Below are 22,579 nucleotides of genomic sequence, written 5' to 3' on the forward strand. Positions count from 1 at the left end.
AAGCAAGAGTACTGGAGGTCTGTATTCCACCGCTGAAGATCTGGTCAAATTTTCAAGAATCTTCACGGGAGAAGTTGATGGTATTCTTTCCAGTAAGTCTGTAGAAGCTATGGCGCAAGAAGAGTATAAAAGAGGCATGTGGCCAGAGGATAGCGATACGCTGATGTCTTACGGGTTGGGGTGGGATAGTGTGAACTTGTTCCCATTCAACGAATACGGCATTAAGGCCGTTATGAAAGGTGGAGATACTTTATCTTATCAGTCCTCATTAGTGGTACTCCCGGAATATAACATGGCTGCAGCCGTTATCTCTTCAGGCGGGTCAAGCTTAACCAATAATTTCATTGCGAATGAATTATTACTCAGCGCACTTGAGGAAAAGGACATCATTACAGAACGGAAGCCAGAAAAAACATTTGGCGTACCTGTGAAGGCCAATATGCCTAAGGAAGTCTCCAAGTATGCAGGTATATATGGCGGCAATAATTCGGTTATGAAGATCAAAATAAATAAGGCTGGACAAATGACTGTATCTTCACTTACTGCTCCGAGTAATCCGGCTCAAGAATACACCTATACAGCGGATGGTACTTTTGTTAATAACGAAGGTACAGACAAGTTGAAATTCGTTGTGGAGAAAAATGGGAAAACCTACTTGTGGTCACGATCTTATGTATCCGTTCCAGGACTCGGACAGCTGGCTTTCTCAGAATATAATGGGGAGAAGCTTGAAGCCAATAAATTATCCAAGGAGATTAACGCTGCATGGGCAAAGCGTGATGGTAAAAAATATTATCTGGTGAATGAGAAATACACATCAATGCTCTATCTTAATGCTACATCGATCCTGCCTATTCAGTTGAATAAAGAGAATCCGGGATATATGTCCAATAATAAGATTATTGGAGCCAACGAAGCAGCCAATCAATTGCAGATTCCGGGTACTGCCGGACGTGATACGATGGACATTCATTTCTCCAAAAAGAACGGAGGAGAGTATCTTACATTTTCAGGTTATGTATACGCTAGTGAGGAAATGGTGAAACCAATCTATTCGGGTAAACAATCTGCAACAACCATTCAAGCAGATGGATATGCCAAATGGTTTTCGGTACCAGCTACTGCGAAAGGAAAAGTCATGACAGTGAAGTTGCCTGCAAAGGGAGCCTTTGCTGTCTATGATCAGACCGGAATTTGTATTAATCACACCGTGGTCAGCGGTAAAAATGAAGTTGTTTTACCAGAAAACGGTCGTATTGTATTTGCAGGTGAGGCTGGTTCTCAATTTGAAATTACATTAAAAAAGTAAAATGAATAGCGTTTCAAACGGCTGTACAACAAACGAACTCAACAGGAGAACACCATCATGATGAAAAAAATATTAATCATTTTGCTCAAAATATTCGGAGCCATCGTTATCGCTTTTGCATTATTTATTGCCACTGTTTTTATTGTTAATGTATTTAGCAACAAATCAGAGGAAGGGAAAATAAAACCCTATGGTCAGTTTGTAGCAGTTGACGGGAAAAACATGAATGTGTTGATTCAAGGAAAAGGCAAAGAAACGGTGGTATTGCTTCCTGGATACGGAACACCTGCCCCAGCCCTTGATTTCAAACCGCTCATCGATGAGTTATCTTCATTTTACAAAGTTGTTGTCATTGAACCTTTCGGTTATGGATTAAGTGATATTACTGAAAAAGAGCGTACCACTGAAAATATGGTTAGTGAAATTCATGAAGCGTTACAGCAACTTGGTATTCATAATTACACGCTCATGGCTCACTCCATTTCAGGGATATACGGCCTGGATTATGTGAACAAATATCCAAACGAAGTAAGTTCATTTGTCGGAATTGAGAGTAGTGTCCCAACGCAGGGAGGTAATGATGATCCATTTCCAACCGAAACGTACAAACTGCTTAAAAAATCAGGGTTCTACCGATTGTTAATGAAACTGGCCCCTGATCAACTGATTGCACCCGATGTTGATGATGAGACCAGAGAACAAATTAGAATACTTTCACTCAAAAATACGTTTAATCCGAACAACCTGAATGAAGGTGAGAACTTTGGTCCTAATTTCAAAGTAGCTGAGAACCTGTCCTTCCCCAAAGATCTTCCTGTGATTTTCTTTTTACAAGCAAATGATACGGAAACAGAAGGCTGGATACCCTTGCATGAAGAGCAAGTCAAAGATTCTGTGCATGGAAAAGTGATGACATTTGAGGGAGAACATTATTTGCATCACACCCGATCCAAAGAAATGGTTCAAGAATATAGAAAGTTTATGAGTGAGATAAAATAGTGTCGCCAACAAAAAAAGTCGCGAAATCGCGGCTTTTTTCTGTTAAGAAGATGGTGAATATACAAGCGTAGTTACTTTATTGGAAAATTTAGGTTGACACTTCTTTTTATCGCGTATACAATCGTATACATGAATATGCTGTATACATATGTATACACGTTATGGGGGTGGCAAATATGAGAGATCGTCCTATCGAAGAGATGGATGGAAGTGTACGTCAAGTTGAGCGTCCAAGACGTGATATGAGTGACAATGAGCAACGTGGTGAACGTTCCAGACGTGGAAGAGGTCATGGTGAACATGAGGGAAAACGGGGCCGTGGTGCGCAGACATTCCGTCGCGGCCGAATTCTTGTATTTCTGGAACAAATGCAGAATCGAAGAACAACGCTCGCCAGACAACTTGGTCAGGAGGAGTATGAACATATTCGCCCGATAATCAGTGGGGAGTTGAAAGCCATTGATCAGGTCATCGACGAGTATATCCATCTTTTCGAGCTGCAAAATGAAGATGTAAACCCCAATAAGGATCTGGAGAGTGAGAGTGAATAAGTATGATTCGTCGTTTTTTTTCGTATTATCGTCCCTATAAAAAACTGTTTTTGATTGATTTTGGATGCGCTGTACTCGCAGGTCTTCTGGAGTTGGCTTTCCCCCTTGCCGTCAGCAAATTCATTAATGAATTGTTGCCAGGTCAGGATTGGCCTCTCATTATGCTTGCCTGCGTCGTGCTGTTATCCATCTATGCACTTAATACCGTATTGAACTATGTAGTTACATATTGGGGACATATGCTGGGCATTAACATTGAGACCAACATGCGTGAGAAGATGTTCGCTCACTTGCAGAAGCTGTCCTTCCGGTTCTTTGATAATCGTAAAACAGGCCACTTAATTGGTCATCTTACGAATGATCTGAATGATATCGGCGAGGTTGCTCACCATGGACCTGAAGATGTGTTCATCGCAATAATGACATTAATCGGATCGTTCTGGCTGATGGCTAACATTAATCTGGAGCTTGCGCTACTTACCTTTATCATTATCCCAATTATGGCTTGGGTCATTATCGTATTTGGTGGTCGCATGACAAAGACGTATCGGCGACTTTTCGGAGACGTCGGCAATTTCAATGCGCGTATTGAAGACAACGTCGGCGGTATGCGTGTTGTGCAATCGTTCGCCAACGAAGAACATGAGAAAGAACTTTTTGCAGTGGACAATCAGAATTTCCGTAAAACCAAACTGCTTGCCTACAAAACGATGGCAAAAAGTATCTCGGTCAGTTATATGATGATGCGACTGGTTACGGTGTTTGTCATGATCAGTGGGGCTTGGTTTTATATCGATGGCAGAATCAATATGGGTGACTTTATGGCCTTCCTGCTTCTGTCCAATATCTTCTTCCGCCCGATCGAGAAAATCAATGCCGTCATTGAAAGTTATCCAAAGGGCATTGCTGGTTTCAAGCGTTATCTGGAGATCATTGATACAGAACCTGAGATTGCGGATAGCAAAAACGCCGTTGAATTCGAAAGTGTGAAGGGTGATATTCGCTTTGAGAACGTCTCGTTTGGTTATGAATCCAGTCGGCGTATTCTAAGTGATATCAGTCTGTCTGTTCGACCAGGGGAAACCGTTGCTTTTGTTGGACCTTCGGGTGCAGGCAAAACGACAATCTGTAGCCTGTTGCCCCGATTCTATGAGGTAGAAGAGGGACGTATCACTGTGGATGGCGTCGACATTCGTAACGTTAAGCTTCAATCCTTGCGCAAGCATATCGGAATCGTTCAACAGGATGTATTTTTGTTCTCGGGTACCATTAAGGAGAATATTGCTTATGGTGATCTGAGTGCAACGGATGAACAAATCTGGGATGCCGCCCGTCGTGCCTCATTGGAGGAACTGATTCTCACGTTGCCTGATGGCATGGATACGGTCATTGGCGAGCGTGGAGTCAAGCTATCCGGAGGACAGAAGCAACGGTTATCTATTGCTCGTATGTTCTTGAAAAATCCACCCATTCTTATTCTGGATGAGGCGACCTCAGCGCTGGATACGGAAACGGAAGCACTGATCCAGCAATCACTCGCAGAGTTGTCGGTGGGTAGAACTACACTTGTGATTGCACACAGACTGACAACTATCAAGAATGCAGATCGAATTATCGTAGTAAACACAGATGGTATCGCGGAGCAGGGTAACCACGAGGAGTTGGTCGCCGCTGGAGGGATATACAGCCGTCTTCATCAGGTGCAATATAGTCACTCTTAATCCATGTAAATTGAATTTACACTAGCCACTCCGATGACAGAACAACCTTGCCGCGCATATGCGCGGCTTTTTTTATTGATTGGATATTAAAAATGAAGTTATAAAATGCTATGTAAAATATAATGTTGACAACGTCCACTAACGTGATTATTATAATGTTGACAATGTCCACTAAAAAGGAGGGTTTGACATCGACTCTCAGTACATAAATCCAGATATACTGGCTGACATGCGACGTTTTAACCGTTTTTATACCAACATACTTGGTGTACTCGATAAGCATATTCTTGGAACAGGGTATTCGTTTGCAGAAGTACGAGTCATTATTGAGATTGGAATTCGGGGAGAGAGCATTGCGAACAATCTGGTAGATACACTGACCATTGATCGCAGTTACATGAGCCGAATTGTGAACAAGCTGTCCAAGGAAGGACTGCTGGTGAAAGTGGATTCTGCGGCCGACAGCCGGGTCAGTCTGATTCGTCTGACAGCCAAGGGTGAGGAACTGTATGCCCAATTGAATGACCGATCCGATCAACAGATCCTGAAGCTGATGCAAGAATTGAATGAAGAAGAGATTCAAGAGGTATACACCTCCATGATGAACATACAAGAGAAGTTGAACAAGAAGGCAGGAGAGACAACACGATGATACGATTTGAATGTGATTATAACGAAGGTGCGCATGAACGCATTTTACAAAGACTGATGGAAACCAATATGGAACAGACGAGCGGGTATGGCACGGATGGACACTGCGAACGGGCGAGAATGCTTATTCGTCAGGCTTGTGACAATGAGCAAGCTGATGTTCATTTCCTGGTTGGTGGTACACAGACAAATACAACGGTGATTGCCTCTATTTTGCGTCCATATCAAGGTGTGATTGCTGCGTCCTCGGGACACATTGCGGTTCATGAAACCGGAGCTATTGAAGCTACGGGACATAAGGTACTCACAGTTCCAAGCGAGGACGGAAAGATCACGCCTGAGCAGGTTAGAGCAGTCTACGATGCGCACATGAATGAGTCGTCGCCGGAACACTGTGTTCAACCAGGAATGGTCTACATATCCCAACCAACGGAGAATGGAACGATGTACAGCAAGGCAGAACTGCAAGCATTGCATACAGTGAGCAGAGCATGTGGTCTTCCATTTTTCGTGGATGGAGCACGCCTTGGATATGCACTTGCCTCCCGAGATTGCGATATGACACTTGCTGACCTTGCACGTTTGTGTGATGTATTTTACATCGGGGGAACCAAGATTGGCGCATTGATGGGAGAGGCGGTTGTTATCCTGAATGATGCACTGAAACCTGATTTTCGTTATATGATCAAACAAAAAGGTGGCCTGCTTGCCAAAGGCAGATTGCTAGGTATCCAATTCGAAACGTTGTTCGAAGATGGTCTGTACCTCGATATTTCTCGCCATGCCGTAGATATGGCCTTGAGAATTCATGACTCACTCGAACAGCAGGGGGTACGCTTCCTGTACGATTCACCAACCAACCAGCAGTTTCCGATTCTGCCTGATCGTTTGCTTGAGAAATTACGCAACGGTTATACGTTCACCTTCTGGGAAAAGGTTGACGATACACATAGTGCGGTGCGCTTCTGTACCAGCTGGGCAACGCAGCAGGAAAATGTGGATGCACTGACTCGTGACATCACTCAATTATTGCACGAAGAGATCCACGTGCCAGAACGGGTCGAAGCATTGGTCTAATCTTGTTCATTAATTAAGGAGAACAGCTCCGATTTCCTTTCATGAATACGAGTATTTTTAAAAAATCCAAAAGATATTACGCAGAATTTTGATACTGAAAAAAGGACAACTCATTGTGGTTGTCCTTTTTTGGTTTGCCTTTTGTGTGATAGTTGTGAGATAGAGAGTACATACTAGGTTACTCACTCAAGGCCATGTCATATTTCTCTTTCAGCCGTCGGATATCGGCTCTTGGCGGGGCACCGAACATGCGTGCATATTCGCGGCTAAATTGAGAAGCACTCTCGTAACCAACCCGGAACGCTACATCTGCCGCATCGGCAGATTCGGCCATCAGAAGTCGCCGGGCTTCCTGTAATCTTAATTGTTTCTGGAATTGTAATGGGCTCATAGCTGTGATCTCTTTGAAGTGACGATGGAATGAAGAGACGCTCATGCTGGCGGTCTCAGCCAGATCTTCAATGCGAAATGGCTGTTCCCAATGATGAACGATGTACTCAATCGCTTCTCTGATCCGATAAGTGCTGCTACCTTCAACCGCAATCTGCGCCAGTTCTCCTCCGTAAGGCCCTTGAAGGAGACGGAACAGGATTTCTTTAACGTACAACGGAGCCAGAAACGGAATCTCTCCCGGCGTATCCAGCAATCGAACAAGTCGGAGTACAGCGTCCTGAATGGACGATTCCATCTGACCTACAAACATGGCTCGTCTGGCGTTTTCGTTGAATGTTACCTTGATATTGCATTCGTTAAGTACTTCGAGAATTTGGTTCGGTGTGAATTCGAGTTTGAGACTTAAGTAGGGTGCATCGGCGGATGCCTTGATAATCTGCCCGATGACCGGGAGATTCATGGAAGCAATCAGGTAATTGGAAGAGGGCCTGAGAGGATCAGGCAATCAATTAAGACGATTGATATACCGCTTGCAGCCCATGACTCGGCATACTAAGAGTATGTTAACAGAGCCAAGCGATTAAAGTTTATTTAAAAAGTTGGGTGAACAAGGTGATGAAGTGGTTATCAAACCATGTGAGGCAAATATTAATTGACAGGCTCGAATCACAAATTAAGTATGAAGAAAATTCCGTACATCGAGAGATATACTTTACATGCTGGTTAGAGCTAGTTACCGAAGAGGTCGAGACAACATCAGTTTACAGAACAAATTCAAGGAGAGTGTGAAATATGGAATATGTGGGCTAACAAAATCTCAGTTGATCCGAATTCTTAATGTTAAAGTCGCCATTCGGCGGCTTTTTTTATAGTGATCTGATAAGTGAATTGACAGTTCCTTTATATTAAAGTTATTATAGGTACATTAGATCCTTAATTGAGAAGGAGATTATAATCTATGAATAACGGACATTCATCCGGTCAAGTGAACGAATCATCGAGTGGTCATTCCGCTCCTTTTGCTACGTTACAGGGCACACCTATCTTATCATTGCTCCAGCCATCCCAAGGTGAACGTATTCTTGATGTAGGTTGCGGTAATGGCGAACTGACAGCCAAAATTGCAGCCGCAGGAGCGCTGCCAACAGGTATAGATTTTTCAGAAGAGACGATTAGGCAAGCTAAACAGAAATACCCTGATATGAATATTCAAGTAGCAAATGCTTGTCATTATCGGACAGAAGAACCGTTTGATGCGGTCTTCTCTCATGCCGTTCTGCATTGGATAAAGGATGCTCCAGCTGTAGTACAATCAATACAGTTAGCGCTCAAGAGGGGCGGGCGATTCGTGGTTGAGTTTGCTGCAAATGGTAACACGGCTATATTAATTACAGCGGTACAGGAAGAACTGGATGCCCGTGGATACAAATGGGAAGGACGGAATCCGTGGTATCACCCGACCATTGGCGAATATGCTAATCTTCTGGAGCAACACGGATTTCGAGTTAGTCTGGCTCAGCATGTGGATCAATTTACCCCGTTCAAGCCAGGTGCCAGAAAGTGGTTGACCAGCTTCGCGGAGTATTTATTCAGTGGTATCACACCTGCGGAACAGGATGTTATTATGGAAGCAGTTGAGAAAAAAGTACAGCCACAACTGATGCGGGATGGACAGTGGTATCTGGACAGAAGCCGACTGCGAGTTGTAGCTATTAAGGAATAGGGGAATACGGGATGAAAATGGACAAACCCAAGATTCAGGAGCAGTTGCTCGAACCGGAAACGATTGCATTCCTGGAATCCAAAGTGGAGTACAAACACAAACTGATCGAGAACATTACATTGGATCAACAGGAAGCGAGTAAGGTTTCCTTTGAAAATGTTGTATTTAGACATGTGACCATCTCGGAGTCTACCTTGGAACAATTTGAATTCACAGATGTTCGCTTTGAACACTGCGACTTCTCCAATGTCAATCTCTCAAGTGCCTTCATGCACCGGATCGAATGGCATAACTGCAAGTTTGTCGGAACGGATTTTTCCAATAGCCGATTGCAAAATGTCAGTTTCCTTCATGGTCTAGGCGACTACAGCAATTTCCGTTTTGCCCATCTGAAACAGGTCTCCTTCTCGGAATGTACATTGATTGGTGCGGACTTTGCCTATCTGGCACTGCAAAAAATGGAGTTCAGTCAATGTAACATCGACCAAGCTTCCTTAACGGGGACCAAAATGAAGGATTTGGATCTTAGCGATTGCGAATTTGACTCCTTGGTGCTGACCATGGAAGATCTCAACGGTTGTGTGATTTCACCACATCAAGCCGCCACATTTGTAGGATTAATGGGTTTGATTATCAAATAAATGGCGTGATCACACTTACGGGGTTGCCAAGATAGTGGAAGTGTGTATAATTGGAGACACATTAGAATAAAAACAGGTTTTCTAGGGTTCCGCGATGGATATGTCGGTCTGGTCCGAGAGAAAACCCGCAACCTGTTGGTTGTGCCACGGAGGGATAAAAGCCTGGGAGATGAACTGCTACATGCAGTTTGTTTCCCGGGCTTTTTTTGTTTTTTCGCTAATGTACCTTACGGGTTGTACAAAAAATGTAGTAGAGAAGGAGTGTTACAAGAATGAATAAAACGTGGATGTCGGTTGTAATTGCTGCGTTGTTTGAAGTGGGTTGGGTCATTGGATTGAAACATGCCAGTGGTCTGCTGGAATGGGGGTTTACGTTGGTTGCAATTATCATTAGTTTCTCCTTGATGATTGCAGCTTCGCGGACACTGCCTGTGGGAACCGTGTATGCCGTATTTGTTGGCCTGGGTACCGCTGGCACGGTACTTGCAGAGATTGTTCTGTTTAATGCGACTGTTCAAACCGGAAAAATGGTACTCATTGGTGTACTTTTACTTGGCGTAATTGGTCTTAAAATGCTGAGCAAAGAGAAGAATAAGGAGGTGCAGCTATAATGAACTGGGTATTTCTTATCTTGGCAGGTATATTTGAGATGATCGGAGTGCTGATGATAAACAAGTTGCACAAAGACCGTAATCTCATTTCACTGGTTCTATTGGTAGTCGGGTTTGGTTTAAGCTTCATGTTCCTGTCCATTGCAATGGAAACTCTTCCGATGGGGACAGCATATGCCGTATGGACGGGAATCGGAGCCTCCGGTGGTGCCATTCTGGGCATGGTGTTTTATGGAGAACCTCGAAATGCCCTAAGAATTCTGTTTATCGCTATGGTGCTCGGATCGGCAGTTGGTCTTAAATTGGTCAGTTAAACAAAGTGATTTTAAAAAGATAATGTACAAATTGCGTTTTTAATGGTATCCTTATACGTTACGTGTGAAATAAAAGATGCGTCTTATTGATAGATGTGCGTAAATGAAGGAGACAACATGACATTTAAGGACTTAAATATTATCCCCTCTATTATGGAAGGGTTAAGCAAAGCAAACTATACTAATCCTACCCCTATACAGGAACAGGCCATACCAGCTGTATTAGCTGGCAGAGATCTGCTGGGATGTGCACAGACAGGAACAGGCAAGACGGCAGCATTTTCAGTGCCGATCATTCAATTATTAAGCGAAAGATCCAAAGGGCAAGGATCGAAGTCCGCACGACATATTCGCTCATTAATTTTGACACCAACACGAGAACTGGCTATTCAGATCGCGGATAATATCAAGGTATATAGCCGGTATACGGACATTCGTTGTACGGCAATCGTTGGCGGCGTTTCGCAAAAAGTGCAAGAGCGTGCGTTGAATCAAGGTGCAGATATTATTATCGCAACGCCTGGTAGATTGAACGATCTGATTAACCAGAAACGTATTGATCTGAAGATGGTTGAGATTCTCGTTCTGGATGAAGCAGACCGGATGTTAGACATGGGCTTCATTCATGATGTGAAAAGAATCATTGCCAAAATGCCGAACAAAAAGCAGACGCTGTTCTTCTCAGCTACGATGCCTCCTGAAATCACCAAAATGGTTAAAACCCTGCTGGTTGATCCAGTCAAAGTAGAAATCACACCGGTATCTTCAACGGTAGACCGCATTGAGCAGTCTATTTATTTGCTGGAGAACGGCAAGAAGCAACATATGTTGAACCAAATTTTGGAGGATAAATCCATCGTCACGGCATTGGTGTTCACACGCACGAAGCGCGGCGCTGACCGGGTTACACGTGATTTGGCCAAAGCGAATGTTACGGCACAGGCTATTCATGGCAACAAGTCTCAGAACGAGAGACAACGGGCACTGAACAACTTCAAGAGTGGTGCAACACGTGTATTAGTTGCGACGGATATCGCGGCAAGAGGAATTGACGTAGAGGAACTTTCACATGTCATTAACTTTAACCTGCCTAACATTCCGGAAACGTATGTTCACCGTATTGGCCGTACAGGTCGAGCAGGCAAAAGCGGGATGGCCATCTCGTTCTGCGAGAAGGACGAACTTCCATTCCTGAAGGATATCGAGAAAGTAATCAAAAAGACGATTCCTGAAGTGAAAGGTCATCCGTATCCAATGACAGGTGTACCTGTGTTTGATAAAACCAGCAAAGCATCAGGCAGTAAACCTTCGTTCAACAAATCGGCTGCAGGCAAACCGGCGAAGTCCAAAGCTAACCCGGCACGCAAGCCCAAATCCGAATGGTTTGCCAAGAGTGGTAAATCAAACAGTAGTCGTTCAAACGACGGTAGACCCAATAGCAGTAGATCAAACAGTAGTAGCAGTAAATCTAACCATGGCTCATTCAGCCGCAGCAGCAAAACTAGGAATGATAGAGCCAATTAAGATCTAAATAAATCCAGATAAAACCTTCTCCATTCATTTGGAGGAGGTTTTATTATGTGCTTTATGTGCAACGAGCTTATTTACATACGAACTTGCATTCGGTATCATTATATCGTCCACTGGTGAAAGGGAGGTACTGACTTGAAGGATACGATGATTGAATACAGTTTGAAGAAGAAAGGTGCGACCAAGGATTATCCATTTGGGCCTGATCCAGTCGCGATGAAGGTCGGAGGGAAAATATTCGCATTACTTTTCGAAGACAAAGAAGAAAATGGGATATTAAACTTAAAATGTGATCCCATTATTGCAGAGAACCTGAGAGAGCAGCATGAAGCGGTTCGACCAGGATATCATATGAACAAAAAACACTGGAATACCATTACGCTGGATGGTTCATTGTCCGATGAAGATGTCTATGTCATGATCGATCACTCGTATGATATGGTTGTCAAATCCCTTCCAAAAAGCGTTCGGGAGTCTTTGGCCGAATGAGGAGAACATATACCACTTTCTCTACACCTCATTCATCATGTTATTGACATTTAAGAGGTAGGTGAAAAGGCTAATGGTCTGCTTCTCTAACAGAATGAATATCCTATGAAAATGAAGACATATTTGAAGTCCATTTGGTTCCATTACCTTGGAAATAAACAAGATCGAACGGCCTTGTTTAATGTGGCTTCCCTTGTTATCAATGCTGTAACAGGGATAGGCAAGTTAATCCTGGGCATATATCTGCTTTCGGGATGGTTCATTACAAATGCTGTATATTATCTGATTCTGTGTGTGGCAAAAGGACAAGTGCTCCATAAATATACAGTTACCAAGAGAATGGACTCTCCCGAAGAAAGATATAGATTAGAACTTACGGTATATAAGCGCGGAGGTCTGTTCCTGTGTTTACTAGGCGTGTCCTATTCGATGGTCTGCCTGCGAATGTATCTAATCGGCGATGCCTTCATATATGAGGGTAACATCGTGTATATCGTATCTACAGTTGCTTTTACCAAGCTGGTTTTTGCCGTGTATGGTACCTGGGCGAACCGTCATCTCCATAACCCGATCATATCTACATTGAAAATGATTAACTTCACCGATGCGATGGTATCCATCGTGGTGACCCAAGCGACGTTACTTACCATGCAAGGCTCACCTCTTGCATTAAAAACCAGTAGCTTGTTTGGCATGGGGTGCAGCGTTTTATTTTGTTTGATGGGGGTCTGGATGATGTTCCACAAAAAAAAGGAAACAAGCACGGACCCAAACCAATCTCCTGGCACTGAATGTTAACATTGAAGCATTAAGAGCAGGGGAAGGTAATTTTGGTTGACGTTTCAGCATGTTGATCAATACATATCAAATGATTTGCACATGACGGAATAGACAAGTGTCATCTATACTTAAAGTGACAACGGAAGAAGGCGTATTGGCAATCCACTAAAGGAGTGATATCTATGGATCAACAACAACAATTGGCAATGGTACAACGTATGCGTCAAAATGTCGTCGGTACAGGTGCAGCTCTTCAACCCAGTTCCACGTATGCGGTCACAGTAAAAGAAGTCATGATTCCTACAACTAAAGGGGATACACGTGTACTTGTGTATACACCGGATAGGGAGCATTCCGCGCCTCTGCCGGTCTTTTTTAATATGCATGGGGGTGGTTTCATCTTGGGACAAGCAGAGATGGATGATCCATGGTGTCGCTTGATTGCTGATCGATCTGATTGTGTGGTCGTTAATATCGATTACAGTCTTGCACCAGAGCACAAGTTCCCAACGGCGGTTCATGAATGTTACGACGTTGTACAGTGGGTCCATGCCAACCCGCAATCCTTCTCGGTTAACCCGTCTCTATTCGCTATTGGGGGACATAGCGCTGGTGGTAATCTTGCTGCAGCAGTGTGTTTACTGAATCAGCAACGAGGTAGCGAGCTGCCAATTGTTCTGCAAATTATGGATTATGCCGTATTGGATGTGGCTACAGATCCGGCCGAGAAACCGAGTTTTGCAGAAGCCATTCCAGCCGATATCGCCAGAACGTTCAATGCTATGTACCTTGAAACGTCAGAAGAGGCGCAAGACCCGTGGGCTTCACCTGTGCTTGCAACATCAGTAGAGGGACTTCCAGAAGCATTGATCATTACCGCGGAGAAAGATTCACTGGCCCAAGAAGCAAGAACATATGCAGCAAGGCTGGAAGCAAGCGGTGTGAAGGTGACACTTAAGGAGTATAAGGGAGCCGCTCATGGATTTACGCATTTTGGCGATCTCCAGATGGCTGAGGATGCCTGGTACCTGATGAGTGACAAGATCAGAGAAGCATTTTCCAAATAACGTGTATCAGAATGACGCTTAGAAGGAATATAGTTACCTTGAAGTCGCCTAATGGCGGCTTTTTTCGTTCATTGGTGTGATTGCTTCAATGGCTTGGAGAAACCAAGCTTCTGAGCTTGCGAATGTGTTAATAAACTAGATTAGGAGCCCTATTGAGATTATAACGATATCGTTAAGGGTAAGAGTTGTTAAATTAGAGGAAATAATGACCAATACCAGGAGGTTTATTATGAACCAATATAACAGTCCATCCGATATCGCGATTCTTGGCATGGGAACGGCTCTACCTGCTCACCCCGTAGCACAGTCAGATATTGCAGAACTAATCGCTTCTTCTCTTCAGGATCGGCCAGATTTGGCCCGTTTTGCCAGACGAATATTCAAGTCCTGTGGTGTTGAAACACGATATACCGTGGAACCGAGCTATCTGGGTTCACTCGAAGAATGCCGTTATCTGCCCTCTGGTGAGCGATCAGACATCCCGACAACCGAAGAACGAATGAATACATACAAGCGAGAGGCGCTTCCGCTCGGGGTTGAGGCTGCAGAGAAAGCCCTGGAGGATTCAGGCGTATCTCCAAAGAGCATCACACATATCATCACGGTCAGCTGCACAGGTCAATATCTGCCGGGTCTTGATGTTATGCTCATCCGTCATTTGGGTTTGTCTGCCCGAGTTAATCGACTGCCGCTAATCTTTCAGGGTTGTGCCGCAGGGCTGAAAGCCGTTCAGATGGCACGAGATGTGGTGCAGGGAGCTCCCGGATCACAGGTCCTTGTGGTCTGTGTAGAGTTGTGCACCATTCATTTTCAGCCCGTACAAGATCGGGAAGCGCTGTTTGCAGCTTCATTCTTCGGAGACGCTGCTTCTTCTTGTGTAGTGGGCACACCAGAATCTCAGCACAAGAATTATTTGAGTCTGGGAACGGGTTATTCTGTGCTTCTTCCGGATTCGACTGAAGATATGACCTGGGAGGTGGGGAATCTGGGGTATGACCTGTATCTATCCCCTCGTATTCCGAAGCTGTTAGGTGTTCATCTGGAAGAGGAACTGCGTCTCTTATTGCAAAGTGAACAGCTTCCTGAACTATGGGCCATTCATCCGGGAGGACGCGGGATTGTGGACTCTGTGCAGAATGTAATGAAGTTGCGAGACGAGCAAACGAAGTATAGCAGGGATGTCCTCAGAACGTATGGTAACTTATCTTCCAATACCATTCTGTTTGTACTGAACGCGATGCGTGAGGACATGAAGGCACAGGGTCAATCCTCCACAGATGGTGTAGCCATGGCATTTGGACCGGGACTCACCGCAGAGTTGATGAAATTCACTTATGTCCCCTCATTATCTTCAGTGATGGAGGAGCACGATCATGTCCTTTTTTAGAACATTGTCCATTCGAGCCAAGGAAGATGAACTGATGGATGACTTCTCTCTGGGAGGGGAGGAGCTGCGTGAAGCGCTTAGACATCTGAGACGTCTTAACAAAATATTTGCAGCACCTGGCCCAACTCTGGCTGGTGTAGAGAAGTTGTGGAACTCAGTCGGTAAGCCGAATAAGCTGACCTTGCTGGATGTGGGGGCAGGTTCAGGAGATGTGAACCAGAAACTACTGCAATGGGCAGATCGTCAGGGTGTTCAGCTTGAAATTACGCTGGTTGATCTGACGGAAGAAGCGTGTGATGAAGCGAGACAACTATTCCGTGACGAATCCCGAGTCCGGGTACAACGTGCCGATCTTACACAACTGCCGGATGCTTCAGCAGATATTGTGACAGGTTCCCAGTTTGTACATCATTTTGACGGAGATCAGCTGGTTGATATGGTTTCTCATATGCTAAGAGCATCCAGATACGGTGTCGTTATTAATGATATTCACCGCCACCCCGTATCCTATAAGGCGGTCTGGATTACTACACGGATGATCTCGCGCAATCGTTATATTCGTCATGATGGGCCTCTTTCCGTAGCCAAAGGTTTTACAGGGAGGGATTGGAAGGAACTTAAACAACGTCTCAATCATGATACGATGACCTATGAATGGAAGCCCTTATTCCGTTATTCTGTTGTAATTCCCACGAAAGGCAGGTGATCTTACGTGTCGAAATCGATAGATGTGATTGTCATCGGAGCCGGAATTGCCGGCAGTACATGTGCAATGCAACTGGCAGGGAAAGGACATCGGACCCTTCTGCTGGATCGCCAGGAGTTCCCGCGGCACAAAACCTGCGGTGAGTTCATGTCACCCGAAACCAAGGAGATGTTAGAAGTTCTGGACATTCACCTACTGGACCAGTCGAAGAAACCTAGCACGATGGATCATGCCAAAATCGTTATGCCACAAGGCGGAGTGATCGAAGCACCGCTGCCGGGATTCGCATATGGCATAAGTCGATATGAGCTGGACCAGATTTTGCATCAGAAGGCGCTGGAGGCCGGAGCCCAGATTGTGACCAAAGCGACCTTAACGAGCATCGAGCAGCTTGAGGATGCCAGTTATGAGGTTCAGGTGAAACAGGGAGATGAGCGGATCAGCTACAGAGCCAAAGCCGTTATCGGGGCACATGGGACCAAAAAGCCGCGCGGGATGGCTTCCGCACCTGATCTGCGGGACCAAACCGTATACGTTGGCGTTAAGTCCCACTTCAGCGGGATAGAGATTCCCGCACGGGTAGAGTTATATTTTTGCGAGGGTGGTTACGTGGGCATTTCTCCGATTGAGGATGGTATTGTGAATGTCGCCGCATTGTTGACACTGGATACCGTCCAGGGAAGTGGCAAGTCTGTAAACGATATTTTACAGGCGGCATCCCTGACAAACGTGAGCTTGGCAGCCCGTTTAGCCGAGGGAAAACCTGTAGATGGAACGCAAGTGTCGATTGCGCCCTTGCATCTGTCCAACGTTCCTGAGCCGTGGTCCCAATATCCGCATATTGGGGATGCCATGCTGATGATACCACCCTTATGTGGAGACGGAATGTCCATTGCTCTTCGCTCCTCACTCCTGTGTGCAAGGTGGACTGACAAGTACCTGCAAGGTGACATTGAACATGCCGATTGGCAGAGTAATTACACGCTGGAAGCAAGCCGGGAATTCACTCAATTGCTCAGACGCGCAAGAAGAATTCAAAAGCTGGCTTTTGCCAAAACCAATAAATTCTATCCTGGTCTGGCTCGGATGATCCCCGGTCTAGCCGCTTATGTTGTGAAGGCCACACGGCTATCCGAGATGAACGCAGCGCGCTAACAGGCTGAATGTTTGCTCAATACTTATGCGAAAGAGGTTGCTGACGGCGGCCTCTTTTTTGGCGTACAAGCATTAATTTTGTGGAGACAGTTTGGAAATTCGGGAAATGCTCGTATAATAGAATCTAATGTAATGATAGAGAGTTAATTCAGATGAAATGTCGGGAGGCACTATTTAAGATGAACTATTCATTTTCCAATCGTATCGCAGCACTGCAACCATCCATTATTCGTGAGATTCTGAAGGCTTCTTCGGGGCAAAATGTGATTCCATTCTCCGCGGGAAATCCTGCTCCGGAAACCTTTCCTATTGAGGCGATTCGCACATTCACTCAATCCATTCTGGAGCATGACCCCGTCACAGCTCTGCAATATGGGATTACGGAAGGATATGTTCCCCTCAGGGAAGCATTGACTCAACATTTGAAGACAGGTTTTGATACAGGTAAACCATCCGATCAATTGTTCATTGTATCTGGAGCGCAGCAGGGGATTGAACTGGCCTGTAAAGTATTCTGTAATGAAGGGGACACGATTATCTGTGAGAGCCCGAGCTTTATTGGTTCCCTGAACTCCTTCCGGGCATCTGGTGCAAAGCTTGCAGGTGTTCCGATGGAGATGGACGGTATGGATATCGAGAAGCTGGAACAGGCGCTGCAAACGGAGCCTAATGTGAAAATGATCTACGTGATCCCAAGTTTCCAGAATCCTACCGGTGTAACAACGAGTCTTGCAAAACGTAAGGCCATATACGAGCTGGCTAAGAAGTATGGCGTTATGATTTTGGAAGATAACCCGTACGGAGAACTTCGATTCAATGGAGACGATGTGCCAACCATCAAGTCTATGGATGATGAGGGTCTGGTCATCTATGTTGGATCATTCTCCAAAATTTTGTCGGCAGGACTGCGCGTTGGTTTTGTACAAGCGCCCCATGAAGTCGTGGAGAAGATGGTTGTTGCCAAACAGGGAGAAGACGTACATACGGCCATGCTTCCACAGATTCTGGCATATAAGTTCATGACAGAGTATGATTACGCGGGGCACATTAACAGCATTCGTGAGGTCTATCGGAGAAAAGCAACATTGATGATGGACAAGCTGCAAGAGCATATGGGTGAGTCCATTACCTATACCCAACCGGATGGTGGACTGTTCCTCTGGTGTGATCTGCCAGCACATGTGCCAATGCTTGATTATGCCAAGACAGCGGCAGCACAAGGGGTTGCGGTTGTACCGGGAAATGCATTCCTGGTGAACGAGCAAGACCCTTGTAATGCCATCAGACTTAATTTCTCAACCCCTTCAGACGAACAGATTGTCAAGGGTGTAGAGATTTTGGGGCAGGTATTGAAAGGATATAACGCTTAAAAATGCTTCAATGTGATATATCTACGAAAAGCCGCCAATTGGCGGCTTTTTTGAGCTTTTTCTCAGCCTTAATTATCGATTAAAGCACTTAATTCTGCCTGAAATACCTTTTGATTCTTCTGATTGAAAGTACTCAGCAGCACTGTAACAATCCCATTTCCTTTTCGTCTGGGAGTCAGCCCAATGACTTCTGCAATGACATGAAGTTCATCATCCGGAAAGACCGGTTTCAGGAATTGAATGTTATTCATTCCAGTGCCCGCCACGACATGCTCTCCATAGACCCCAACCTCAATCCATAATTTAAAGGAGATATTCATCGTTTGCATGCCAGAAGCAATTAAACTGCCGAATCGGCCTTGTTTGGCCTTTTCCTCATCCAAATGCATGTACTGTGGATCATAGATTGTGGCAAACTCAATAATATCACTCTTGGATAATGCCAAAGATGTGGTTTCGTAACGCTGACCTATTACATATTCATTAAATCTCATGAAGGCACCTCGGTTTCTTTAATATGTTTTATCGTAGTTGATGTTTTGCTAAGAGACATGACTGGACTGACGTGTTAAAATGCTAGTGAACTATCCCGTGTGTATTGCTGTGTTACTGCCATAATGAACTAAACAGATGAAACTGTTTTTGAGGAGTATATATGATGACAACGATTAAAGATGTAGCCAAGATGGCTGGTGTAGCCAGTTCGACCGTATCTTGCGTACTCAACGATAAAGGGAATGTAAGTGAGCCGACAAGACTTCGAGTGCTTGAGGCAGCGAGTCAACTCAATTATGTTAGGCATGGTCCTGCATCGGAATTAAAACGAAATAGTACACAAACCATTGGTATTATTGTCCATGACATGTCCAGCCCGTATTTCTCGGATTTGGTGAACGGAATAGAAACCGTCGTTATGAGTCATGGATACGATATGATCGTATGTAGTTCGTTGGGTGGAGAGAAGTCGACAGCCCATCGTTACATTCGTGAACGAAGAATTGACGGAGCTATTGTTATTGCTCAGAATATTCAAGATCAGTTGCTGATTGAAGCATCTGAAGCAGGGTTTCCGATTGTTGTCATGGATCGGGATCTGGATGCTCAACATATTGTAAAGGTTTTGATGAGTGATACGCAAGGTGGTTACTTGGCTACCCGTTATCTGATCGATAAAGGGCATCGGACTATAGCTTATATTAGTGGCCCATCACAATCGGAATGTAATCTCCATCGTTATCAAGGTTATTTGAAAGCCTTGAAGGAGGCAGGCATTGAAGAGAACCCCGAATGGAAAATTGGCGGACAATACATGAAGCAAGATGGGTACGATGCAGCCAAGAAACTGCTTGAAGGAGAGTTGCCATCCGCTGTATTTTTTGCAAATGATGAGATGGCGATCGGCGGCTTGGAAGCCTTCAGGGAGCATGATATCTCAATACCTGAGCAGTTATCCGTAATTGGCTTTGACAATATACCTGCATCTCAGTACATGAATCCACCTCTAACCACATTTCGTCAGCCGAAGAGGGATGCAGGCCAGCTTGCAGGTCATGTTCTCTTCCAACTGCTGAATGGAGAGAGCGTAGAGACGTTATATACACTGGACATCCAATGCGTGGAACGTGATTCTGTTCGGCTCCTCAACCTGAGTTGAGGAGTTTTTTTGCATTCTATAGAATTTTAAATTCTTAAAAAGAAAGGAGAGTAGCCATTAATGCATAATATAAAGATGAGGAGTATTTTGCATTGGAAATAAATGGAGGTTGATACGATGGGCGTACCCACTTTTTTGGAGACAGGCCATATGCAAGAAGGTTTTCCCATTCGGGTAATTCATACAGGAAATCAGTTCAATTATGCTGCACACTGGCATGATGAGGTTGAACTGGTTCTCGTCAATGGTAAGAGCGCCAGAATTGGCGTGAACGACCACGTGTGTGAGTTAGAAAAGGGGGATGTGTTACTGATCAAACCAGGGGATGTGCACTGCTTTTTGCCGGGGACCGAACATTTGACCATTATTTTGTTCCGACTCGAATTATTAACCGGGAGTTTCACGACCGAAGCCGAAATTCAGGATCTCGGACAACTTTTCAACAAAACAACAGTTATTCCCTCGAATACGGGAAGTCAGAGCAATCTGACTCTATATATAGATGACATCATTACCGAGAAGAAAAATCAGAAGCCGGGATACCGATGGTTAATGGTATCTAGGTTGTATGATCTCATCATACTTTTATTACGTACCAAAGTACCGGTTACCACCGATGAATCTTCATCTTCAGGATGGGCATGTACTTCTTCCAAAAAATTTGAATTCCTTGAATCGGTCTGTGAATACCTGGAGGAGCACTATGCTGAGCCAATTAAGCTGGAACAGGTGGCAGAACATATTAAATTCAGCAAGTTCCATGTCTGCAAGCTGTTTAAAGAGATCAAGGGAGTAACACTGATGGAATACTTGAATCATTTTCGAATTATCAAGTCCGAGTGGGCTTTATTGTTCCGTCAGGATACGATTCTGGAGATTGCGATCGGACACGGATTTAACAATGTTAACTCCTATAATCGTCTTTTCAAAAAATATAATGACTGCACACCCTCCGAATTTCGTAAGAAACATCGTACGAATATCACAAAATATGGAGGGTAATGCACAATATTTGTGGAGAAAGCCCTCTCCAAAATCAATATAATCTAATAAATTGTAAGCGTTTCCTTTTTGAAGGAGGGGGCCTATGAAGAAGTGGTTTAAGCCAACTATTGTATTAGTATGTGCAGCGATGTTGTTAGCTGGTTGTCAGTTCAGTCCATCGAGTCAAACCAAGCAACAGGAGATTACCGTGTGGAGTTTTACGGATGAAGCAGGGTACGCCATCGAGAAATTCGAACAGAAATATCCTGACATCAAAGTGAACTTTGTCAACATCCCCGGTAATTTCTATATCACCAAGCTGAAATCTGCGCTACAGACAACCTCGAAGGCTCCAGATGTATTTATGATTGAAAATGCGAATATTCGAGAGCTGATTGACGTTCCATATCTGGAGAATTTATCAGCTTCGCCGTATAACGCCAATGAACTTATCCAGGAACAATATGCTTTTGTTCAGGCCAATGAACAGGACAGTGAGGGAAATGTCAGAGCGATAGGTTATCAGGGAACACCAGGGGGCATCTACTATCGTCGGGATCTGGCGAAGAAATATCTGGGCACCGATGATCCTGAGAAGGTGGGTTCACAGATCGATACATGGGAGAAGATCTTCGAGATTGGAGAGAAGGTACAGCAACTTAGCGGGAATAAAGTACATGCATTGGCGAATTGGAATGCTATATCGAATTCATATGATGGTATACCTTGGGTGAAGGACGGCAAACTTGTCATCGATCCAACGTACTTGGAAGTGCTTGATCTTGTACGTGAAGCACGTGAGCGGAATGTACTTGCCGAGTATGAAGATGGAAGTGCCGGTTACGCTGCATCCATGCAAAAAGGAGAGGTCATGTTTTATCCCGGGGCAACCTGGGGTTTGCAATATACGTTCAAGGCAAACGCTCCGGATACCGAAGGCATGTGGGGTTTAGCCCAGGGACCGTCAGCCTTTAGTTCAGGTGGAACCTATATCGCGATGTACAGTAAAAGTGAGAAAAAGGATTTGGCCTGGAAGTTTATTGAGTTTTATAATTTTGACCACGATTTTCTATCCGAGTTAGCGAAAGAGCAGGATTATTTCACCAGCAACATGGTTGTGAATGATGAACTTGCCCCGTCTCTCTCATCATCTTATTTGGGAGGACAAAAGCATTTCGAGTTTTTCTCGGAGGCCGCAAAACGGGTACCTGTATACGAACGCACCAAATATGATGCCACGATTAACAATGATATCTACAAGATTGTACTCCAGTTATATCTCAACAAGGACATTCAGACCAAGGAAGAAGTCGTAAAGCGAATCAAACGTGATGTTACCTTGAGATTTCCGGAGCTGGAGGTGGATTAGCTTAGGACGTGTCTCAAAACTCGCTGAAGTGCATCTTTTACCGCCTTTTCGCCCCCTGCTGCGTCACTTTCCCTTGACGTGCCCCGGCACGCCTGCGG

The 22,579-nt window shown here is 44.6% G+C and carries 22 protein-coding genes, 1 pseudogene and 1 riboswitch; of the genes and pseudogenes, 21 read left to right on the forward strand and 2 right to left on the reverse strand.

Annotation, left to right across the window (positions count from 1 at the left end; genetic code table 11):
• Positions 1 to 7: 7 nt before the first annotated feature.
• The 6 genes and pseudogenes from MHI52_RS14465 to MHI52_RS14490 all read left to right on the forward strand — a co-directional run.
• Positions 8 to 1,309 (forward strand): annotated as a pseudogene (locus MHI52_RS14465) (serine hydrolase); the annotation flags it as partial.
• Between the two features lie 57 nt (positions 1,310 to 1,366).
• The gene (locus MHI52_RS14470; protein WP_405159271.1) at positions 1,367 to 2,308 is read left to right on the forward strand and encodes an alpha/beta fold hydrolase; all 942 of its coding nucleotides are present in this window, start codon (positions 1,367 to 1,369) and stop codon (positions 2,306 to 2,308) included.
• 176 nt (positions 2,309 to 2,484) lie between these two features.
• Positions 2,485 to 2,859, forward strand: coding sequence for a hypothetical protein (locus MHI52_RS14475; protein ID WP_051449727.1), 375 nt, complete (start codon positions 2,485 to 2,487; stop codon positions 2,857 to 2,859).
• Between the two features lie 2 nt (positions 2,860 to 2,861).
• The gene (locus MHI52_RS14480) at positions 2,862 to 4,580 is read left to right on the forward strand and encodes an ABC transporter ATP-binding protein (RefSeq protein WP_282321518.1); all 1,719 of its coding nucleotides are present in this window, start codon (positions 2,862 to 2,864) and stop codon (positions 4,578 to 4,580) included.
• Positions 4,581 to 4,809: 229 nt separating this feature from the next.
• The gene (locus MHI52_RS14485; RefSeq protein ID WP_036670809.1) at positions 4,810 to 5,232 is read left to right on the forward strand and encodes a MarR family winged helix-turn-helix transcriptional regulator; all 423 of its coding nucleotides are present in this window, start codon (positions 4,810 to 4,812) and stop codon (positions 5,230 to 5,232) included.
• Positions 5,229 to 6,308 carry a low specificity L-threonine aldolase gene (locus tag MHI52_RS14490; RefSeq protein ID WP_036670810.1) on the forward strand — a complete coding sequence of 360 codons (1,080 nt, stop codon included), beginning with the start codon at positions 5,229 to 5,231 and terminating at the stop codon, positions 6,306 to 6,308. The genes MHI52_RS14485 and MHI52_RS14490 overlap by 4 nt, the downstream gene beginning before the upstream one ends.
• A 178-nt stretch (positions 6,309 to 6,486) precedes the next feature.
• Here MHI52_RS14490 and MHI52_RS14495 read toward each other — a convergent pair whose 3' ends face one another.
• Positions 6,487 to 7,206, reverse strand: a complete 720-nt coding sequence (locus MHI52_RS14495; RefSeq protein ID WP_405159272.1) for an AraC family transcriptional regulator N-terminal domain-containing protein — start codon at positions 7,204 to 7,206, stop codon at positions 6,487 to 6,489.
• A 453-nt stretch (positions 7,207 to 7,659) separates the two neighbouring features.
• Here MHI52_RS14495 and MHI52_RS14500 point away from each other — a divergent pair, with 453 nt between their 5' ends.
• The 12 genes from MHI52_RS14500 (at position 7,660) to MHI52_RS14555 (ending at position 18,474) form a co-directional block, all read left to right on the forward strand.
• Positions 7,660 to 8,424 (forward strand): methyltransferase domain-containing protein, encoded by a 765-nt coding sequence (locus MHI52_RS14500; protein ID WP_339286785.1) that lies wholly within the window; start codon positions 7,660 to 7,662, stop codon positions 8,422 to 8,424.
• 11 nt (positions 8,425 to 8,435) lie between these two features.
• Positions 8,436 to 9,065 (forward strand): pentapeptide repeat-containing protein, encoded by a 630-nt coding sequence (locus MHI52_RS14505; protein ID WP_339286787.1) that lies wholly within the window; start codon positions 8,436 to 8,438, stop codon positions 9,063 to 9,065.
• A gap of 70 nt (positions 9,066 to 9,135) precedes the next feature.
• A riboswitch (guanidine-I (ykkC/yxkD leader) is annotated at positions 9,136 to 9,236 on the forward strand.
• A 101-nt stretch (positions 9,237 to 9,337) separates the two neighbouring features.
• A complete protein-coding gene (locus tag MHI52_RS14510; RefSeq protein WP_036608190.1) occupies positions 9,338 to 9,676 on the forward strand; it encodes a multidrug efflux SMR transporter in 339 nt (112 codons plus the stop codon).
• Positions 9,676 to 9,990 carry a multidrug efflux SMR transporter gene (locus MHI52_RS14515; protein WP_100528056.1) on the forward strand — a complete coding sequence of 105 codons (315 nt, stop codon included), beginning with the start codon at positions 9,676 to 9,678 and terminating at the stop codon, positions 9,988 to 9,990. The genes MHI52_RS14510 and MHI52_RS14515 overlap by 1 nt, the downstream gene beginning before the upstream one ends.
• A 117-nt stretch (positions 9,991 to 10,107) precedes the next feature.
• The gene (locus MHI52_RS14520) at positions 10,108 to 11,514 is read left to right on the forward strand and encodes a DEAD/DEAH box helicase (protein WP_036608186.1); all 1,407 of its coding nucleotides are present in this window, start codon (positions 10,108 to 10,110) and stop codon (positions 11,512 to 11,514) included.
• Positions 11,515 to 11,655: 141 nt separating this feature from the next.
• Entirely contained in the window at positions 11,656 to 12,009 is a 354-nt protein-coding gene (locus tag MHI52_RS14525) for an MmcQ/YjbR family DNA-binding protein (RefSeq protein ID WP_405159273.1), read from the forward strand.
• Between the two features lie 105 nt (positions 12,010 to 12,114).
• On the forward strand, positions 12,115 to 12,807 hold the full coding sequence (locus MHI52_RS14530; protein WP_036608182.1) for a hypothetical protein: 693 nt from the start codon (positions 12,115 to 12,117) through the stop codon (positions 12,805 to 12,807).
• 164 nt (positions 12,808 to 12,971) lie between these two features.
• A complete protein-coding gene (locus MHI52_RS14535) occupies positions 12,972 to 13,856 on the forward strand; it encodes an alpha/beta hydrolase (protein WP_127548351.1) in 885 nt (294 codons plus the stop codon).
• Positions 13,857 to 14,085: 229 nt separating this feature from the next.
• Positions 14,086 to 15,243, forward strand: a complete 1,158-nt coding sequence (locus MHI52_RS14540; RefSeq protein ID WP_405159274.1) for a type III polyketide synthase — start codon at positions 14,086 to 14,088, stop codon at positions 15,241 to 15,243.
• The gene (locus MHI52_RS14545; RefSeq protein WP_127548355.1) at positions 15,230 to 15,949 is read left to right on the forward strand and encodes a methyltransferase domain-containing protein; all 720 of its coding nucleotides are present in this window, start codon (positions 15,230 to 15,232) and stop codon (positions 15,947 to 15,949) included. Before MHI52_RS14540 ends, MHI52_RS14545 begins: the two co-directional genes overlap by 14 nt.
• A gap of 6 nt (positions 15,950 to 15,955) precedes the next feature.
• Positions 15,956 to 17,104 (forward strand): FAD-dependent oxidoreductase, encoded by a 1,149-nt coding sequence (locus MHI52_RS14550; protein ID WP_315371617.1) that lies wholly within the window; start codon positions 15,956 to 15,958, stop codon positions 17,102 to 17,104.
• Positions 17,105 to 17,283: 179 nt separating this feature from the next.
• Positions 17,284 to 18,474, forward strand: a complete 1,191-nt coding sequence (locus tag MHI52_RS14555) for a PLP-dependent aminotransferase family protein (protein WP_076317962.1) — start codon at positions 17,284 to 17,286, stop codon at positions 18,472 to 18,474.
• Between the two features lie 68 nt (positions 18,475 to 18,542).
• On the opposite strand, the gene MHI52_RS14560 is transcribed toward MHI52_RS14555, so the two are convergent.
• Positions 18,543 to 18,968, reverse strand: coding sequence for a MaoC family dehydratase (locus MHI52_RS14560; protein ID WP_315371619.1), 426 nt, complete (start codon positions 18,966 to 18,968; stop codon positions 18,543 to 18,545).
• Positions 18,969 to 19,129: 161 nt separating this feature from the next.
• Here MHI52_RS14560 and MHI52_RS14565 point away from each other — a divergent pair, with 161 nt between their 5' ends.
• The 3 genes from MHI52_RS14565 to MHI52_RS14575 all read left to right on the forward strand — a co-directional run bounded on the left by MHI52_RS14565 (position 19,130) and on the right by MHI52_RS14575 (position 22,481).
• The gene (locus MHI52_RS14565) at positions 19,130 to 20,128 is read left to right on the forward strand and encodes a LacI family DNA-binding transcriptional regulator (protein ID WP_315371620.1); all 999 of its coding nucleotides are present in this window, start codon (positions 19,130 to 19,132) and stop codon (positions 20,126 to 20,128) included.
• Between the two features lie 117 nt (positions 20,129 to 20,245).
• Positions 20,246 to 21,130, forward strand: coding sequence for an AraC family transcriptional regulator (locus tag MHI52_RS14570; protein ID WP_282321508.1), 885 nt, complete (start codon positions 20,246 to 20,248; stop codon positions 21,128 to 21,130).
• 85 nt (positions 21,131 to 21,215) lie between these two features.
• Positions 21,216 to 22,481 carry an extracellular solute-binding protein gene (locus tag MHI52_RS14575; RefSeq protein ID WP_340029554.1) on the forward strand — a complete coding sequence of 422 codons (1,266 nt, stop codon included), beginning with the start codon at positions 21,216 to 21,218 and terminating at the stop codon, positions 22,479 to 22,481.
• Positions 22,482 to 22,579: the final 98 nt, after the last annotated feature.

The sequence above is a fragment of the Paenibacillus sp. FSL H8-0283 genome, from assembly GCF_045040675.1.
GTDB lineage: Bacteria > Bacillota > Bacilli > Paenibacillales > Paenibacillaceae > Paenibacillus > Paenibacillus amylolyticus.

Coding starts and splice junctions, on each gene's coding strand:
- MHI52_RS14505 (WP_339286787.1), top strand. CDS start 8,436: ATGAAAATGGACAAACCCAAGATTCAGGAGCAGTTGCTCGAACCGGAA.
- MHI52_RS14560 (WP_315371619.1), bottom strand. CDS start 18,968: ATGAGATTTAATGAATATGTAATAGGTCAGCGTTACGAAACCACATCT.
- MHI52_RS14535 (WP_127548351.1), top strand. CDS start 12,972: ATGGATCAACAACAACAATTGGCAATGGTACAACGTATGCGTCAAAAT.
- MHI52_RS14510 (WP_036608190.1), top strand. CDS start 9,338: ATGAATAAAACGTGGATGTCGGTTGTAATTGCTGCGTTGTTTGAAGTG.
- MHI52_RS14555 (WP_076317962.1), top strand. CDS start 17,284: ATGAACTATTCATTTTCCAATCGTATCGCAGCACTGCAACCATCCATT.
- MHI52_RS14515 (WP_100528056.1), top strand. CDS start 9,676: ATGAACTGGGTATTTCTTATCTTGGCAGGTATATTTGAGATGATCGGA.
- MHI52_RS14565 (WP_315371620.1), top strand. CDS start 19,130: ATGATGACAACGATTAAAGATGTAGCCAAGATGGCTGGTGTAGCCAGT.
- MHI52_RS14485 (WP_036670809.1), top strand. CDS start 4,810: ATGCGACGTTTTAACCGTTTTTATACCAACATACTTGGTGTACTCGAT.
- MHI52_RS14475 (WP_051449727.1), top strand. CDS start 2,485: ATGAGAGATCGTCCTATCGAAGAGATGGATGGAAGTGTACGTCAAGTT.
- MHI52_RS14500 (WP_339286785.1), top strand. CDS start 7,660: ATGAATAACGGACATTCATCCGGTCAAGTGAACGAATCATCGAGTGGT.
- MHI52_RS14480 (WP_282321518.1), top strand. CDS start 2,862: ATGATTCGTCGTTTTTTTTCGTATTATCGTCCCTATAAAAAACTGTTT.
- MHI52_RS14470 (WP_405159271.1), top strand. CDS start 1,367: ATGATGAAAAAAATATTAATCATTTTGCTCAAAATATTCGGAGCCATC.
- MHI52_RS14540 (WP_405159274.1), top strand. CDS start 14,086: ATGAACCAATATAACAGTCCATCCGATATCGCGATTCTTGGCATGGGA.
- MHI52_RS14490 (WP_036670810.1), top strand. CDS start 5,229: ATGATACGATTTGAATGTGATTATAACGAAGGTGCGCATGAACGCATT.
- MHI52_RS14520 (WP_036608186.1), top strand. CDS start 10,108: ATGACATTTAAGGACTTAAATATTATCCCCTCTATTATGGAAGGGTTA.
- MHI52_RS14530 (WP_036608182.1), top strand. CDS start 12,115: ATGAAAATGAAGACATATTTGAAGTCCATTTGGTTCCATTACCTTGGA.
- MHI52_RS14545 (WP_127548355.1), top strand. CDS start 15,230: ATGTCCTTTTTTAGAACATTGTCCATTCGAGCCAAGGAAGATGAACTG.
- MHI52_RS14570 (WP_282321508.1), top strand. CDS start 20,246: ATGGGCGTACCCACTTTTTTGGAGACAGGCCATATGCAAGAAGGTTTT.
- MHI52_RS14575 (WP_340029554.1), top strand. CDS start 21,216: ATGAAGAAGTGGTTTAAGCCAACTATTGTATTAGTATGTGCAGCGATG.